General features: G+C 54.7%; 15 protein-coding genes. 6 read left to right on the forward strand and 9 right to left on the reverse strand.

Going from position 1 to position 17215, the window contains the following annotated elements:
- Positions 1–52: 52 nt before the first annotated feature.
- A complete protein-coding gene (locus QE396_RS15395) occupies positions 53–367 on the forward strand; it encodes a DUF485 domain-containing protein (RefSeq protein WP_014168233.1) in 315 nt (104 codons plus the stop codon).
- Positions 364–2013 (forward strand): cation/acetate symporter ActP, encoded by a 1650-nt coding sequence (actP, locus tag QE396_RS15400; protein ID WP_014168232.1) that lies wholly within the window; start codon positions 364–366, stop codon positions 2011–2013. Before QE396_RS15395 ends, actP begins: the two co-directional genes overlap by 4 nt.
- A gap of 32 nt (positions 2014–2045) precedes the next feature.
- On the opposite strand, the gene QE396_RS15405 is transcribed toward actP, so the two are convergent.
- Together QE396_RS15405 and QE396_RS15410 are read right to left on the reverse strand one after the other, a co-directional pair.
- Positions 2046–2735: an LrgB family protein gene (locus QE396_RS15405; RefSeq protein ID WP_020882832.1), complete on the reverse strand. Its 690-nt coding sequence runs from the start codon at positions 2733–2735 to the stop codon at positions 2046–2048.
- On the reverse strand, positions 2728–3138 hold the full coding sequence (locus QE396_RS15410) for a CidA/LrgA family protein (RefSeq protein WP_020882833.1): 411 nt from the start codon (positions 3136–3138) through the stop codon (positions 2728–2730). Before QE396_RS15410 ends, QE396_RS15405 begins: the two co-directional genes overlap by 8 nt.
- 102 nt (positions 3139–3240) lie before the next feature.
- Between QE396_RS15410 and QE396_RS15415 the strand changes: the two genes are divergently transcribed.
- Complete coding sequence (locus tag QE396_RS15415) at positions 3241–4122, forward strand: LysR family transcriptional regulator (protein WP_020882834.1); 882 nt, start codon at positions 3241–3243, stop codon at positions 4120–4122.
- Between the two features lie 48 nt (positions 4123–4170).
- Here the strand turns inward: QE396_RS15415 and QE396_RS15420 are convergent, their stop codons facing one another.
- The 4 genes from QE396_RS15420 to soxR form a co-directional block, all read right to left on the reverse strand.
- The gene (locus tag QE396_RS15420; protein WP_014168228.1) at positions 4171–5817 is read right to left on the reverse strand and encodes a Na+/H+ antiporter; all 1647 of its coding nucleotides are present in this window, start codon (positions 5815–5817) and stop codon (positions 4171–4173) included.
- 152 nt (positions 5818–5969) lie between these two features.
- Entirely contained in the window at positions 5970–7319 is a 1350-nt protein-coding gene (gene ghxP / locus QE396_RS15425) for a guanine/hypoxanthine transporter GhxP (protein ID WP_020882835.1), read from the reverse strand.
- Positions 7320–7615: 296 nt separating this feature from the next.
- Positions 7616–8287, reverse strand: coding sequence for a glutathione S-transferase family protein (locus tag QE396_RS15430; RefSeq protein ID WP_020882836.1), 672 nt, complete (start codon positions 8285–8287; stop codon positions 7616–7618).
- A gap of 302 nt (positions 8288–8589) precedes the next feature.
- Positions 8590–9048, reverse strand: coding sequence for a redox-sensitive transcriptional activator SoxR (gene soxR, locus QE396_RS15435; protein WP_014168225.1), 459 nt, complete (start codon positions 9046–9048; stop codon positions 8590–8592).
- 98 nt (positions 9049–9146) lie between these two features.
- On the opposite strand from soxR, the gene soxS reads away from it, so the two are divergent.
- Positions 9147–9473, forward strand: coding sequence for a superoxide response transcriptional regulator SoxS (soxS, locus tag QE396_RS15440; RefSeq protein ID WP_013095071.1), 327 nt, complete (start codon positions 9147–9149; stop codon positions 9471–9473).
- Positions 9474–9479: 6 nt separating this feature from the next.
- Here the strand turns inward: soxS and QE396_RS15445 are convergent, their stop codons facing one another.
- Together QE396_RS15445 and QE396_RS15450 are read right to left on the reverse strand one after the other, a co-directional pair.
- Positions 9480–11045, reverse strand: a complete 1566-nt coding sequence (locus tag QE396_RS15445; protein WP_020882837.1) for an EAL domain-containing protein — start codon at positions 11043–11045, stop codon at positions 9480–9482.
- 332 nt (positions 11046–11377) lie between these two features.
- A complete protein-coding gene (locus QE396_RS15450) occupies positions 11378–12778 on the reverse strand; it encodes a sensor domain-containing diguanylate cyclase (protein WP_020882838.1) in 1401 nt (466 codons plus the stop codon).
- 489 nt (positions 12779–13267) lie between these two features.
- Between QE396_RS15450 and QE396_RS15455 the strand changes: the two genes are divergently transcribed.
- The gene (locus tag QE396_RS15455; RefSeq protein WP_020882839.1) at positions 13268–13549 is read left to right on the forward strand and encodes a YjcB family protein; all 282 of its coding nucleotides are present in this window, start codon (positions 13268–13270) and stop codon (positions 13547–13549) included.
- A gap of 63 nt (positions 13550–13612) precedes the next feature.
- Here the strand turns inward: QE396_RS15455 and ssb1 are convergent, their stop codons facing one another.
- Entirely contained in the window at positions 13613–14140 is a 528-nt protein-coding gene (ssb1, locus tag QE396_RS15460; RefSeq protein ID WP_020882840.1) for a single-stranded DNA-binding protein SSB1, read from the reverse strand.
- 251 nt (positions 14141–14391) lie between these two features.
- Here ssb1 and uvrA point away from each other — a divergent pair, with 251 nt between their 5' ends.
- Complete coding sequence (gene uvrA, locus QE396_RS15465; protein ID WP_014168220.1) at positions 14392–17214, forward strand: excinuclease ABC subunit UvrA; 2823 nt, start codon at positions 14392–14394, stop codon at positions 17212–17214.
- Position 17215: the final 1 nt, after the last annotated feature.

Here is a 17215-nt window from a genome sequence, read left to right on the forward strand (position 1 = left end):
CCGGGAGAGGGAATAAAAAAACCTCCCCTATAAATACTTCTGGAGACCTCTGATGAATAACGATATTTGTCAGCAGATAGAGAATAGTGCGCACTACAGGGAGCTCGTGGATAAACGGCAACGGTTTGCCTTCTTACTTTCCATCATCATGCTGATTATTTACGTCGGCTTTATTCTGCTGATTGCCTTTGCCCCACACTGGCTCGGTACGCCGCTGCACGCAGGCACCAGCGTCACGCGCGGAATTCCGATTGGGATTGGCGTAATAATCATTTCGTTTGTGCTGACCGGCGTGTACGTCTGGCGCGCCAATGGCGAATTCGATCGTCTTAACAGAGCAGTCCTGGCAGAGGTAAAAGCATCATGAAGAGAGTCCTGACGGCGCTTGCCGCCACACTTCCCTTTGCCGCCAACGCCGCTGATGCCATCACCGGCGAGGTACAGCGCCAGCCAACCAACTGGCAGGCGATTATCATGTTTCTGATTTTCGTGCTGCTGACGCTGTACATCACGTACTGGGCCTCGAAACGCGTGCGCTCCCGTAATGATTACTACACCGCAGGCGGCAACATTACCGGTTTTCAGAACGGGCTGGCGATTGCTGGCGACTTTATGTCCGCCGCCTCCTTCCTCGGCATCTCCGCGCTGGTGTACACCTCAGGCTACGATGGTCTGATTTACTCCCTCGGCTTCCTCGTGGGCTGGCCGATTATTTTGTTCCTGATCGCAGAACGCTTGCGCAACCTGGGCCGCTATACCTTCGCAGACGTGGCATCCTACCGGCTGAAGCAGGGGCCGATTCGTACCCTCTCCGCCTGCGGCTCGCTGGTGGTGGTCGCGCTGTATCTGATTGCGCAGATGGTCGGCGCGGGTAAATTGATCGAACTGCTGTTCGGCCTGAACTACCACATCGCGGTGGTGCTGGTGGGTGTGCTGATGGTGATGTACGTCCTGTTCGGCGGCATGCTGGCCACGACCTGGGTGCAAATCATCAAAGCGGTCCTGCTGCTGTTCGGCGCCAGCTTTATGGCCTTTATGGTCATGAAACACGTCGGGTTCAGCTTCAATAATCTGTTCACTGAAGCGATGGCGGTACACCCGAAAGGGGAAGCGATCATGAGCCCTGGCGGGCTGGTGAAAGACCCTATTTCTGCGCTTTCGCTCGGTCTGGGTCTGATGTTTGGTACGGCTGGCTTGCCACACATCCTGATGCGTTTCTTCACCGTGAGCGATGCGCGTGAAGCGCGCAAGAGCGTCTTCTACGCCACGGGCTTTATGGGTTACTTCTACATCCTGACCTTTATCATTGGTTTTGGCGCCATCATGCTGGTGGGGGCAAATCCCGCGTTTAAAGACGCGGCGGGCGGGCTGATTGGCGGTAACAACATGGCGGCAGTGCATCTGGCCGACGCGGTAGGCGGTAACCTGTTCCTTGGCTTTATCTCGGCCGTGGCCTTCGCCACCATCCTCGCGGTGGTTGCCGGGCTGACGCTGGCGGGCGCGTCTGCGGTATCGCACGACCTCTATGCCAACGTTATCCGCAAAGGGGCAAGCGAGCGTGATGAGTTGAAAGTCTCGAAAATCACCGTGCTGGTGCTGGGCGTGGTCGCTATTCTGCTGGGGATTTTGTTCGAGAAGCAGAACATCGCCTTTATGGTGGGGCTGGCCTTCTCCATTGCGGCAAGCTGTAACTTCCCTATCATCCTGCTCTCCATGTACTGGTCAAAACTGACCACCCGTGGGGCGATGATTGGCGGCTGGCTGGGGCTTTTGACGGCAGTGATTCTGATGGTCCTTGGCCCGACGATTTGGGTACAGATCCTCGGTCACGAAAGCGCTATCTTCCCGTATGAATACCCGGCGCTGTTCTCCATTGCCGTGGCGTTTATTGGTATCTGGGTCTTCTCCGCGACCGATAACTCGCCGGAAGGTAACCTGGAGCGTGAGAAATTCCGCGCCCAGTTTATCCGCTCACAAACGGGTCTGGGCGTCGAGCAAGGCCGCGCGCACTAACCTCGTCTCCCCGGCCTTACTGGCCGGGGAAATCAGAACATCACCCACGCCACCAGCGGTGCAATCAGTACCATCACCACGCCCGAGAGCATCATCACCAGGCTTGCCACCACCCCTTCCTGCTGCCCGAGTTCATACGAACGTGCCGTTCCCGCACCGTGCGATGCCGCGCCAAATCCCGCCCCTTTCGCCATTCCTTCACGGATCGACAGCCGCAAAAAAAGCATGTCGCCAACCGCCATCCCGAAGACACCCGTCACGACCACAAATAACGCGACCAGATCCGGCTGTCCACCGAGCGGCTTGGCCGCGGCCAGCGCAAACGGGGTGGTGACCGAACGGACGGCCAGGCTGCGCTGAATTTCATCGGGCAGCGTAAACAGCCGGGCCAGCCAGACGGAACTGCAGACCGCCACCACCGTGGCCGTGATCACGCCAGCGCTGAGCGACATCCAGTGGCGTTTGATGATCGCCAGGTTGTCATACACCGGTACCGCAAAGGCAATGGTCGCAGGCCCCAGTAGCCACAGCAGCCAGTGGGATTCCCCAATGTAGTTCTGCCAGGAGATATGCCCGACGACCAGCATCAGGACCAGCAGGATCGGCGTAAAGACCAGCGGCATCAGCGGCAGCGCGTGAAAACGGCGATACAGCCGTTTATTGGCAAAGTAGATCGCCAGGGTGGCAATCAGGCACAACACGCTTATCTGGAAGTTAGTCATGCTTTTGCCTGCTGATTTCAAACCGATACACTTTATCAACCACCCAGGCGGTGGCCCCCAGCACCATCAGCGTGCTCAGCGCAATGACCGCGAAGATGCGCCAGCCATCTACCCTCAGCAGTTGCGCATAGTTCACCACCGCGACCACGGCAGGCACAAAGAACAGCAGCATCTCCGCCAGCAGCCAGCGCGCGCCGGCGCGTACCCAGTTGAGGGGGATAACGCGGCAGAGGATAAGCGTCAGCATCAGTACCATTCCGACCAGGTTGGCAGGCAGCGGCAGATGCAACCAGTTGACAAGATATTCCGCGAAAACAAACAGTCCCGCATAAAGCAGTACCTGAACCGGTACCTGAAGTCGTTGCACAACGGCAGGCGTAACACGGCTTAACGCCATGGCCATGGGGGTTTTCCTCAAAAATGAGACGAGGCGCCAGTATAGTGAGCGCACGTAATGGACTGAAATGAATTAAAATCATCAAAGGTATAGTTCCGAGGAATAATCATGGACATAAGAACGCTGCGCTATTTTGTCGAAGTGGTTCGTCAGCAAAGTTTTACCCGCGCAGCGGAGAAGTTGTTTGTCACCCAACCTACCATCAGCAAGATGCTGAAAAACCTCGAAGATGAACTGAACTGCACCCTGCTTATCCGCGACGGACGCAAGCTGCTGCTGACCGATACCGGGCGGGTCGTCTTTGAACGCGGGCTGGCGATCCTGGCGGAGTTCCGTCAGCTGGAAGCGGAGCTTGACGATATCAATCACCTGACAAAAGGGCTGCTGCGCCTCGGCATCCCGCCGATGGTTGGGATGATGATGGCCGGCCCCATCAGCCTGTTTCGCCAGCGTTATCCCGGCGTTGAGCTGAAGATTTCCGAGTTTGGCGGCTTAACGGTTCAACAGGCGGTCACCAACGGCGAGCTGGATGTCGCCATGACCGCCCTCCCCGTGGAGGAAGAGAGCGGTCTGGCGACGCTGCCGCTCTTTAGCCACCCGCTGTGCGTGCTGGTACCCCGCTCTGGTGACTGGCTGAAGGTCGACACGGTGAAACCCGAACGGCTCGGTGAACACCCGCTGCTGATTTACAACGAAGATTTCGCCCTCAGCCGCCAGCTGATGGCGCTGTTTAATCAACACAACGTGAAGCCGCGCATTGCGGTGCGCAGCGGGCAGTGGGATTTTCTGGCCGCGATGGTGCAGGCTGGCGTCGGCATTGCGATATTGCCGCAGCCGATTTGCGAAAGGCTCGATAAAAATACCCTGCGCTGGATCCCGCTGGAAAGCGATTTGCACTGGCAGTTAGGGATGATTTGGCGCGAAGGGGTTTATTTATCGCACAGCGCGCAGGCGTGGCTGAAATGCTGTGAAGGGTTTTGGGTCCCCTGACCCTCTCCGGGCGGAGAGGGTCAGGGTGAGGGCATCAGCCCGCACGGACTACTGATTCTCTATCAGCAAGGCTTCCAGCAAATCCAGATCGTGCAGCAGTTTTTGCAGCGTCTCATTGCTGATTTGCCGCGTGGCGCGCAGATGGTACAGCTCGGCACGCTCTGAGCGCAGCGCCGCCAGACGGAACCGGCGCTCCAGGTTCTCCTCCTGCAGCGAACTTTCCACATCGTTGCGGCCATCGGCACGACGACGCAGGTTACCAATCACGCGCGAACTCACTTCAGTCAGCAGCTGGTTGTCGATGTTCTCTTCCGTGTCCGCCGCAAGACGTTCTTCCATCTTCTGAATGGCCACAATCGCCACTTCGGCGGTCGCCGCGCGGGCAATACGCTCCTCTTTATGCTGCTGAGTCGAGTCACCCGTCTCAATATGCTGCAGCAGAAGAGGCAGCATTATCACGCCGACAAACAGTGAGAACAGAATCACCCCTGCCGCCAGGAACACCAGTTCATAGCGCGCCGGGAAGACATCGCCCGTGGGCAGCAGCAGCGGAATGGACAGCACACCGGCAAGCGTAATCGCCCCGCGAACGCCAGCAAAAGAAGCAATCAGCAGCTCCCGCGTGGTCCACGAGCCGAACTCCATCGGTTTTTTCGTCAGGAAGCGCATGCTGAATTTTTTCATCGTCCACAGCCAGCCGAAACGCACCAGCATCAGCGCCATGTAGATCAGCACGATATCGGTGAACAACATCCACGTTTCGACGTTCGGGTCGGCCTCGGCCGCCACCAGCGAGGATTCCATGATGCCCGGCAACTGCAGGCCCAGGAGCAGGAACACCATCCCGTTAAAGACAAATTCCAGCATCGCCCAGGTGCTGTTTGCACGCAGGCGCATGGCCAGCGGCGCGCGGCGCATTACGCCGGAGCGGGTGATGGTCATCCCTGCCGCTACCGCCGCCAGAATGCCCGACACGCCGATATGCTCGGCAATCAGGTAAGAGGCAAACGGCAGAAGGAACAGCAGCACAATCTGTGTCGCCGGTTCATCGCCGCCCCAGCGGCTGAGGAAGCGCAGCGAACGACCATACAGCCAGCTCACCACAAACCCGGCCAGGATACCGCCAATCGCCACCTTGAAGAATTCCAGGGTCGCGCCGCCTACGGTAAAGATCATCGTGCCCATCGCGACGGCCACGGCAAATTTCAGGGCAACCAGGCCAGAGGCGTCATTCATCAGCGCCTCACCCTGTAAAATCCCCATGATTTTCTTCGGAATACGGCCTTCACCGACAATGCCGGACAACGCCACGGCATCGGTTGGTGACAGTACCGCGGCCAGCGCAAAGGCCGGAATTAACGGAATGCCCGGTACCGCCCAGTAGATCAGGAAGCCAATCCCAACCACCGTGACCACCACGAGCGCCAGCGCCAGACCTAATATCTCTCGCCCGTGTTCAAGGAATTCACGCGTGGGCGTTTTCCAGCCATCGGCAAACAGCAGCGGCGGAATAAACAACACGAGGAACAGTTCGGGGTCGAACTCCACGTGCAGGCCAAACGTCGGCCACGCCAGCAGCGCGCCGATGGCAATTTGCATTAATGGCAGGGGGACCTGAAAGGGCAGTACGCGTGTGACTACCCCGGATAGCGAGACCACAAGAGTCATGATGAGTATTGTGAAGAAGATTTCCATGCGTTCCCTGTTTGCTGTGTTTCTTAAAAGCCAAACCTAAGGCGTCGTGCCTGTTATTCTATCTTCCCCAGAGTAACGCAAAAGACAACGGGATGAGTCCTGAAAATAAAAACGGGCGGCCTGAGCCACCCGTTTTCGCATCAATGGACAACTTAGATTGCCCAGCCGCCCGCGTAAAACGCCACCAGCGCGACGGCAATCACAACGGTGCCGATGTTCAGCTTGCGCCACTCGCCGGAGACCAGACGCCCAATCACCAGCGACGCGAAACCGATCATGATGCCGGTCACGATATTACAGGTCAGCACGATAAAGACCGCCGTGATAAGGCCTGACATCGCATCCACAAAATCAGCAAAATCGATTTTCGCCACGTTGCTCAGCATCAGCAGACCAACGTACATCAGCGCAGGTGCGGTCGCGTAGGCCGGCACCAGGTAGGAGAGTGGAGAGAGGAACAGGATCAGCAGGAACAGCACGCCAACGGTAATGGCCGTCAGGCCGGTTTTACCGCCTGCCGCCGTACCCGCAGCGGACTCGATATACACCGCAGCCGGAGCCGCGCCCACCAGACCCGAGAAGACGCTGCTCAGGGAGTCGGTGGTCAGCGCTTTGCCGCCATCGATAATCTGACCGTCTTTATCCAGCAGGTTCGCCTGACCCGCGACGGCACGGATGGTACCCGTTGCATCAAACACCGCGGTCATCACCAGCGCCAGCACGCTTGGCAGGATCACCGGGTTCAACGCCCCCATGATATCCAGACTGCCAATCAGAGAGTTGCCTTTGTCATCGCTCAGCGACGGCATGGCGAAAATCCCGGAGAAGTGAACGTTAGGATCGAAAATCAGGCCAACAATGGACACCCCGATAATGGTCAGCAAAATGCCGCCCGGGACTTTCAGTTTTTCCAGACCAATAATCACCGCCAGACCGATCAGGGACATAATGACCGGGAAGCTCGCGAAATGACCCAACGCCACCGGCAGACCGTCCAGCGGGTTCTTGATCACCAGGCCGACGCCGTTTGCGGCAATCAGCAGCAGGAACAGCCCGATACCAATGCCGGTGCCATGCGCCACGCCCTGAGGCAGGTTGCGCAAAATCCAGCTACGGATGCCGGTGGCGGAGATAACGGTAAACAGTACCCCCATCAGGAACACGGCGCCGAGCGCAACCGGTACGCTGATGTGCTGACCCAGAACCAGGCTGAAAGCGGTAAAGGCGGTCAACGAGATTGCACAACCGATTGCCAGCGGCAGGTTCGCCCACAGGCCCATCACGATGGAGCCAACGCCCGCCACGAGACAGGTAGCAACAAAGACGGCCGCCGGTGGGAAGCCCGCTTTACCCAGCATACCCGGAACGACAATGACGGAGTAAACCATCGCCAGAAACGTGGTCAGACCGGCAACGATTTCCTGACGCACGGTGCTGCCGCGAGCCGAAATTTTAAAGATGGCGTCAAGCGAACCGCCAGTACGCGCAGATGGCGTAGACATAGAAAACATCCCCTGAGAGTTTTTATAGAAAGTCCGTAAGCATGGTGGAGACGCCACTGCCAGCTAAACGTCAAATCCGTGTTTTGCATTTGCGACGAAAGGGGCGTCACAGAAAAAGCAAACGTTTAGCTCCGCGCTTACAAACGGGTGGTCAAATTAAGGCAAACGATTATCTAGCCTAATCCCCGCCCTTTTCAACTGAACTTTATCGTTTTTCGCTAAAATTCCCTTATGACGCTGAAGAAATAAACAGAGGATGCGCAAACGTTATCGTCTGTGCGCAATTTGTTTACATTTCACTCCCCACCCGGAATCGATAACGGGCCACCTTGTTCCAGCGTTTTTTGCCAGCCAGGGCTGCTCTCCACTTTTTTCTTCCAGGCCTGGGTATGCGGGAGGTTATCGATGCCACCGCGCGCCAGCAGGGCAAAAATCGGGAAGCTCATCTGAATATCCGCCATGCTGAGCGTATCGCCGGCAAACCAGCTGTTATGGGCAAGATGCGACTCAATAAAGCGTGCATGGGTTTCAAGCTGGCGGTTGAGATACGCTTTTTGCACTCCCTGCCCCAGCGCTTTACCCAACGTGCGGATACCAAACGGCACGGGCGGCTTACCGAGGCTACTGAAAACCAGCTTCATCAACAGCAGCGGCATTAGCGAACCTTCGGCATAGTGCAACCAGAAGCGGTACTGCACCTTATGCGCAGGATCCAGAGGCTTAAGCCGCGACTCCGGATCGTAGGTTTCCTGAAGATATTCGAGGATGGCCCCCGACTCGGCGAGGATCAGGCCGTTATCTTCAATAACCGGCGATTTGCCCAACGGGTGCACTTTTTTGAGCGACTCAGGCGCCAGCATGCTCTTTTCGCGCTGGTAACGAACAATCTCATAGGGCAGGGAAAGTTCTTCCAGCGCCCAGATCACACGGTGTGAGCGGGACTGGTTCAGGTGGTGTACCGTGAGCATTGTGTTCTCCTTTTATTCATACTTTTTAACTATAGAAAATCGAACAACACCGCGAAAAAAATTCGCCTAAAAAATGGCCTGACCGACTGGCGAAAAGACGGGTCTTGCATAGAATTAAAGTGTCAGCACAATCCGGAACCTCCCCAACACGCTCGACATGAGGGGTGCTGATGTCGGGGGAAACCCTCCCGTGAACCAGCGGGATAGAGTGAAAGACAAAGACCGGGAAAAACTAAAGCGCCCTTTTGTGGCGCTTTAGTTCTTTATGAGGTGCGGTATGAGGTGCGGTTTTCTGCCGCATCTCAGTCTTCCTCCAGCAACCGCGCCCCTGTCCCCTGCTCACCCAGCCTGTCGCCCGGGTTACGCAACGGACAATCACTGCGCGACAAACAGCCGCAGCCAATACATCCGTCCAGTTCATCACGCAGCGCTACCAGCGTGTGAATGCGTCGATCCAGCTCTTCACGCCACTGAGAGGAAAGCTCTTTCCACTCTTTCGGGCTGAGAGAGTGCCCTTCCGGCAGCACGCCGAACGCATCGCCGATGGTGGCCAGGGGGATTCCGATTCGTTGGGCAATTTTGATAATCGCGACATAACGGAGCACGTCACGCGTGTAGCGTCGCTGGTTTCCGGCGTTTCGGATGCTTTTAATTAACCCTTTGCTTTCATAGAAGTGAAGCGCCGACACCGCAACACCGCTTCGCTTCGCCACTTCGCCGGGGGTTAACAACGCTTTAATTCGCGGCAATCTCTTTTCCATAAAACCTCTTTACCTCAAGTTAACTTGAGGAATTATACTCGCCCGCAGAGAAAACGACGAATCAACCAGGGCAGTTGTATCTACAGAGGGGCAACCTTATGTCGCATCAGCAAATTATTCAGACACTTATTGAATGGATTGATGAACATATCGACCAACCGTTGAACATTGATGTGGTCGCTAAAAAATCCGGCTATTCGAAATGGTATTTACAGAGAATGTTCCGTACCGTTATGCACCAGACGCTGGGTGAGTACATTCGTCAGCGCAGACTGCTGCTGGCGGCGCAGGCCTTACGCTCAACGCAGCGGCCCATTTTTGATATCGCGATGGATCTGGGATATGTGTCGCAACAAACCTTTTCCCGCGTGTTTCGCCGCGAGTTTGACCGCACACCGAGCGACTATCGCCACCAGTTGAATTAATGGCTCTCAATGCAAAGGTTGCTGCTGCCAGGTCATAAACTCCTGGGGCGGCATCGCTTTCGCGAAGTGCCATCCCTGACAGAACTGAACGCCACGTTTCAACAACCAGCTCACCTGTTCTGCCGTTTCCACCCCTTCCGCAATGGTTTTAAGCCGCAGGCTTTGTGCCATCTCAATAATATGCTCGGCGATAAGGTGGCTGGTGCTGTTGGTTGTTAGGGTGTCGATAAAGGATTTGTCGATTTTCAGAATATCGACATTCAGCGAATAAAGGTTGTGCAGGTTAGAGTAACCCGTTCCAAAATCATCAATCGCCACTTCGTAACCCGCCTGACGGAACGCCTGAATAACCGGAGTGGTTTTAGGGACATCAATAAAACCGCGCTCCGTGACTTCGATTTTAATTTGCTGCGCACGCACGGCGTAGTGTCGGGCCTTGTCCGAAATCATGGCGATCAGCCGTGAAGAGTGGAAATCCGTGGCCGACAGGTTAATCGAAATATAGAGATGCGGATGTGTTGCCAGGAATGTGCCCAGATCGCTGAATACCTCTTCGACAACATAATCCGTAATTCGCTCGCTCATGCCCTCTTTTTCCGCCAGCGGAATAAATTCAGCCGGGCTCATGACCGGCCCGTTAAAGCCAGGCCAGCGTAATAACGCCTCGGCTCCCACGCACTGGTTGTTCTTGATATCAATAATCGGCTGATAGTGGACACAAAGCTGGCGTTTATTGAGCGCTCGCTGCAGTAACCGCCCGGGAGAATTGAGTTCACGATGGGTGCGAGACCACACCAGCAAAATAATTATGCTGCAGATCATCCCCAGCGGTAGCGTCAACGTCGCCTGGTGATAAAGCATTTCATAAAAACGTTTATTCGACGTCGACACGATAGCGGCAATAGGCCGTTTTGGGGATTTGACGACCGTATAAAAACGGTTATCTTTTTGAAATACCGATTCCTTATCTCGAATCATCGAACTTAATAAAGTAACATTCGCGCGCTGACTGACGGAAAAGAATGCATTCGTTACCGTGTCGTATACCCCCCACGAAAGGGAATGATCTGTCGACATTACTTCGCTGTAGGAAAGCGGATTGACCACCACAACATAATTTCCGCGCTGCATATATGTCATTTTATAGCCAGTGAAAAATGGCGTATCGCGATAATAATAGATAGCAACGTCAGGTTTACGTGTGTAATTAGCAGTGGATATCAGATAAGGATTGGCGGGTGTAAAAGCGGTCGAACAAAGAAAATTCTGGCCTTCTGCATAAATTAAATCCGCAACAAACAGACGACCGCGAACAACGTTCAACATATATTGGCGATGTTCTGGTGTACAACGTTCACCCTGATATTTTTCAGCCTCGTCGCGGGCCAGATCAACCTGTTGAATTACCAGTTCTGTTTTGTCTAACGCCAGTTCAGCAAAGGTACGTAGCTGGGCGCTTGTTTCCGACACGGCTCTTATCTGGGCAAACCATAGCGCAAGCATCACCGGCAGCATAACTACCATGATGATCCCTACCACCCTGAGCATCTTGCGCCGCGCGCTACGATTCATTTCCCGCCCTATATCCCTGCATGTTGTACGCCTGTAGTAATGAAGGCCGGATGCTTTGTTTAACAGGTGATTACGTTGCATGAATCATGCGAAGTTAGCAACTGACTTTTAGTATTAAAAATCTTAATTTTCGTTATGACGATAATATTTTCCCGTAAGCTAAACTGTAAGTATTCGTTCCGTTTCAATTAAGGAAAATAATTATCCAGCGGGTACGGGAGGTTTGAAGATAACACAACAGAGGATCGTTGATTAAGCCAAACTTCTGGCAGTGTGAAAAAACAACAACGGCAACATGACATTTTATGCTATTTACTCGCGCGTATTTTGATTTATAAATAATCAGCAGCCACCACCGTTTTCCCCCGACCCGTACGCTTGGCGTCATATAATGCTTTATCGGCACGCATCAGTAATCCTGAAGTATCGCGTTGGCCCTGGCAGACCTCCACCGCCCCGGCGCTGAATGACAGCACCAGCTTTTTCTCTCCCACCACGAGCGGGTTGGTTTTGAGGGCAGTACGTAGCCTCGCCGAAAAAAGGGCACCCGCGTTGCCGTCGGTTCGCGCCAGCAGGAGTAAAAACTCCTCGCCGCCCACACGGCCAAGCGCAGCGTTCTCGGGGCTTAACTCACGGATAGCCTGGCAAAAGTGGATAAGCGCCCGATCGCCCACCTGATGCCCCCACCGATCGTTGATCTGTTTGAAAAAATCAAGGTCAAACATGAGCACGCAAAAATGGCTGTCAGCATCCTGCCTGGCATTTGCCGCCAGCGCGGATTCCAGCTGCTGTAAAATGGTTGAACGGTTAAAACACCCGGTAAGATCGTCCGTGGTCGCTTTCACTTCCAGCTGCTGTTCGGCTTTTTTACGTTCGGTAATATCAAGCCCGATATTCAGGACTGAGCTGTCCGGCAGCAGAATGTTTGACCACAAAACCGTCAACGGCGTACCGTCTTTACGCAATGGATGCCACTCGTACATATCCTTTAGCGGCGAGACATTTACCGACTCCCTGACCCGTCGCCGTTCTTCCGGGTCGGGGTAAAACAGTGAGAGCGGATCGGCATGGGCGCTGATCTCCGCCATTGTCCAGCCAAATACTTTTTCACACTCAGCATTCCACAGCACGCAGCGGTTAAATTTATCGAATGAGTTCATTAAAACAGGCGCTCGTTCAAACAGGGTTTTATATTGGGTCACCACACGCTGCATTTCCTGCGCTGTTTTTTCACGAACGATAATTTCTGAAAAATAGTCTTTTAATTTTTCGACCAGTACCGCAACAATACTTTTCAGGATGGCCAGAGAATATAACGGCTCAGCAAACGCCAGAAAGAAATAGCCGCTGCCTTGTCCGTTATGGGTTGAAAGCTTGCATAACACCCCGCTTTGCAATTGCGAATAGCCAGGATGATGAGCGGAGAATAATGCGCGGCCGATATTCTCTTTCCAGTAGACGACCCGCCACGCGCGGTGATGCTTCTCCAGCAGGGTACCGGCAAGAAAATCGGCCACCTCAAATGAGTGACAGGTCACTTCACCGGCACAGACCACGCGCTGTAGCCCGTCAGTATCAACGCTAATCCAGGCCAGGCTTGCCCCGAAGGCCCGGTTGATCGTCTCAAGCATCTCGCCCAGCGAACAATGGGCGTGAAGCTGGGGCATCAGATCTGCCAGCGCATGCAACGCCCGCAGGCTGTCATTAACAATCTCACGTCGTTTTTCTTTCATTTTTTTCGCAGATTATTAAGCGTTAAACCGGACGCAACTTTCTTCAGATTCAAAAATCGGCGAGCCAGAGCAGGATGCTGAATATCAGCACAGCTGGAGTGCGAGACGTTGTGTGTAATTAAAAACGTACAAAGAGAAAAAAACCAATAAAATTCAAAAACCTGAATTATAGAATGCGAGTAAATTTATTTATCCACTCAAGCATAATCCAAAGGGTTGTTGCTGTAAACGTTCTACAGCACACCTCAATTTGCAGAGGATTTGTTATCTCAATGAATTTATTACCTGGAAGCGATAAAAGGGGGTCATTAGCGTGCAAAGATATATTTTCCCCTCAATCCTCGTGCGACGCCTGGCTGTGATAATTCCTGCTTTTTTCACCCGTCTGAGGCTGGCGAATAAATCAACAAATGTGATATAGTTCACACATATTGTGTAACGAGAAACACTGTTTCATTCAGTTCGTCTGCTTTGTTGAGGATGGGTTTTATGGCAACCATTACTACCAGCATGGTTCTCCTGCGCTGGCCTTTGTTAAGTGCGGTGCTGATGTTCCTGGCCAGCACGCTAAACATTCAGTTTCGTAAATCTGACTATGCTGGCCTTGCTGTCATCAGCACCCTGTTGGGGTTGGGCGCAGCATGCTGGTTCGCAACGGGCCTGCTTGGCATCACCCTGCTGGATCTCGCTGCCGTCTGGGAAAATATTAAAGTGGTCATGGTGGAAGCCATGAGCCATACCCCGCCAGACTGGCCGATGGTGATTACCTGATCCCTGAGATGAATAAAAAAACCCAGACCGAGGTCTGGGTTTTTTGTTTTAAACAGTCGGATATCAGAACGGAATATCGTCGTCGAAGTCCATTGGGGGTTCGTTAGACGGTGCTGGCGCGGACTGCTGCTGTGGGCGAGACTGCGCGCCACCGCTGAACTGGTTGCCGCCCTGTGGCTGCTGAGGCTGACCCCAACCGCCCTGCTGCTGCTGACCGCCACCTGCTGGTGCGCCACCGCCCTGACGGCCACCGAGCATCTGCATGGTGCCACCCACGTTGACCACAACTTCCGTGGTGTACTTCTCAGCGCCGGCTTGATCGGTCCATTTGCGGGTACGCAGCTGGCCTTCAATATAAACCTGAGAACCTTTACGCAGATACTCACCAGCCACTTCCGCCAGTTTGCCAAACAGCACAACGCGGTGCCATTCGGTCTGCTCTTTCATCTCACCGGTCGCTTTATCACGCCAGGATTCGGAAGTAGCCAGCGTAATGTTGGCAACTGCGCCACCACTCGGCATGTAGCGTACTTCCGGGTCCTGGCCCAGATTACCGACGAGAATCACCTTGTTTACGCCTCTGCTGGCCATGTTCGTGTCTCCTGAATACGTTTCTTAATAGTGTAAACGCGCGAGTGTACCATTTCCACGCAGCAATTTGCATAGTTGCGTAGTTGGTTCCGAAATCTCTCGCGAACTCGACATTGTTACACAGTGAATCAGAAAATGCATTCCAATACTGTATATTCAAACAGGTCATTTTGTGTCATAATTAGCCGTTTCTGACAGCCGTTTGTCCTTCAAACAAACCAGGCAATCCGTGTTCCAACCGGGAAAGGTGAATGGATAAGATCGAAGTTCGGGGCGCCCGCACCCACAATCTCAAGAATATCAACCTCATAATCCCTCGCGACAAACTCATCGTCGTGACCGGGCTTTCGGGGTCTGGCAAATCCTCACTGGCTTTCGACACTTTATATGCCGAAGGACAGCGTCGTTACGTGGAGTCACTTTCTGCATACGCACGTCAGTTCCTGTCACTGATGGAAAAACCGGATGTAGACCATATTGAAGGGTTATCACCTGCTATCTCCATTGAGCAGAAATCCACCTCGCATAACCCGCGTTCAACGGTTGGTACGATTACCGAAATTCATGACTACCTGCGTCTGCTGTATGCACGCGTGGGTGAGCCGCGCTGCCCGGATCACGACGTCCCGCTGGCCGCGCAGACCGTAAGCCAGATGGTGGATAACGTGCTGTCGCAGCCGGAAGGTAAACGCCTGATGCTGCTGGCGCCCATCATTAAAGAACGTAAGGGCGAGCACACTAAAACGCTGGAGAACCTGGCAAGCCAGGGCTATATCCGCGCCCGTATCGACGGCGAAGTGTGTGACCTGTCGGATCCGCCTAAGCTGGAGCTGCAGAAGAAGCACACCATCGAAGTGGTGATTGACCGTTTCAAAGTCCGTGACGATCTGGCGACCCGCCTGGCCGAATCCTTCGAAACCGCGCTGGAACTCTCTGGCGGTACGGCCGTGGTCTCCGATATGGATAACCCGAAAGCGGAAGAGCTGCTCTTCTCCGCCAACTTTGCCTGTCCGATTTGTGGTTACAGCATGCGCGAGCTGGAGCCGCGTCTGTTCTCGTTCAACAACCCGGCGGGCGCCTGTCCGACGTGTGACGGGCTGGGCGTACAGCAATATTTTGACCCGGACCGCGTGATCCAAAACCCGGAGCTGTCGCTGGCTGGCGGTGCGATCCGCGGATGGGATCGCCGCAACTTCTACTATTTCCAGATGCTGAAGTCGCTGGCAGAGCACTACAAATTCGACGTCGAAGCCCCGTGGGCCAGCCTGAACCCGAACGTGCACAAAGTGGTGCTGTTCGGTTCCGGCAAAGAGAACATCGAGTTCAAGTACATGAACGATCGCGGTGATACCTCCGTGCGCCGTCACCCGTTTGAAGGGGTGCTGCACAATATGGAGCGCCGCTACAAAGAGACCGAATCCAGCGCGGTTCGCGAGGAGCTGGCGAAGTTTATCAGCAACCGTTCCTGTGCGACCTGTGAAGGTACGCGTCTGCGCCGTGAAGCTCGCCATGTGTTTGTTGAAAACACGGCGCTGCCGACCATCTCAGACATGAGCATCGGTCACGCGATGGACTTCTTCAACAACCTGAAGCTCTCCGGCCAGCGCGCGAAAATCGCGGAAAAAGTCCTGAAAGAGATCGGCGATCGTCTGAAGTTTCTGGTGAACGTCGGCCTGAATTACCTGACGCTTTCCCGCTCCGCAGAGACCCTCTCCGGTGGCGAAGCTCAGCGTATCCGCCTCGCGAGCCAGATTGGCGCAGGCCTCGTCGGCGTGATGTATGTGCTGGATGAACCCTCAATCGGCCTGCACCAGCGTGACAACGAGCGTCTGCTCGGCACGCTTGTCCACCTGCGTAATCTCGGTAACACGGTGATTGTGGTTGAGCATGATGAAGACGCGATCCGCGCCGCTGACCACGTTATCGATATCGGCCCGGGCGCTGGCGTACACGGCGGTCAGGTGGTCGCGGAAGGAACGTTGAAAGATATTATGGCGGTGCCGGAGTCATTGACCGGCCAGTACATGAGCGGTAAGCGCAAGATTGAAGTGCCGAAACAGCGTGTACCGGCGAACCCGGAAAAAGTGCTGAAGCTGACCGGCGCCCGCGGCAATAACCTGAAAGATGTGACGCTGACGCTGCCGGTTGGGCTGTTTACCTGTATCACCGGCGTATCCGGTTCCGGTAAGTCGACGCTGATCAACGATACGCTGTTCCCGATTGCGCAGACGCAGCTGAACGGCGCGACGCTGGCCGAACCGGCGCCGTACCGTGACATCCAGGGGCTGGAGCATTTCGATAAAGTGATCGATATCGATCAGAGTCCAATCGGGCGGACTCCGCGTTCCAACCCTGCCACCTATACGGGCGTGTTCACACCCGTACGTGAACTGTTTGCAGGTGTGCCGGAAGCGCGTTCACGCGGGTATACGCCAGGACGTTTCAGCTTTAACGTGCGCGGCGGACGCTGTGAAGCGTGCCAGGGCGACGGGGTTATCAAGGTTGAGATGCACTTCCTGCCGGATATTTACGTGCCGTGCGACCAGTGCAAAGGCAAACGCTATAACCGCGAAACGCTGGAGATTAAGTACAAAGGCAAAACCATCCACGAAGTGCTGGATATGACCATCGAAGAGGCGCGTGAGTTCTTTGACGCGGTCCCTGCGCTGGCGCGTAAGCTGCAGACGCTGATGGATGTGGGCCTGACCTATATTCGTCTGGGGCAGTCTGCCACCACGCTGTCTGGCGGTGAAGCACAGCGCGTGAAGCTGGCGCGTGAGCTCTCCAAACGCGGTACCGGCCAGACGCTGTACATTCTCGATGAGCCGACCACCGGTCTGCACTTTGCCGATATCCAGCAGCTGCTTGATGTTCTGCATCAGCTTCGCGATCAGGGCAACACGATTGTGGTCATTGAACACAACCTGGACGTGATTAAAACCGCGGACTGGATTGTCGATCTCGGCCCGGAAGGCGGCAGCGGCGGCGGTGAAATCCTCGTCTCCGGTACGCCAGAGACCGTTGCAGAGTGCGAAGCCTCGCACACCGCGCGCTTCCTCAAACCGTTGCTGTAAT

It is taken from the genome of Enterobacter sp. SORGH_AS_0287, from assembly GCF_031453695.1.
Lineage (GTDB): Bacteria > Pseudomonadota > Gammaproteobacteria > Enterobacterales > Enterobacteriaceae > Enterobacter > Enterobacter ludwigii.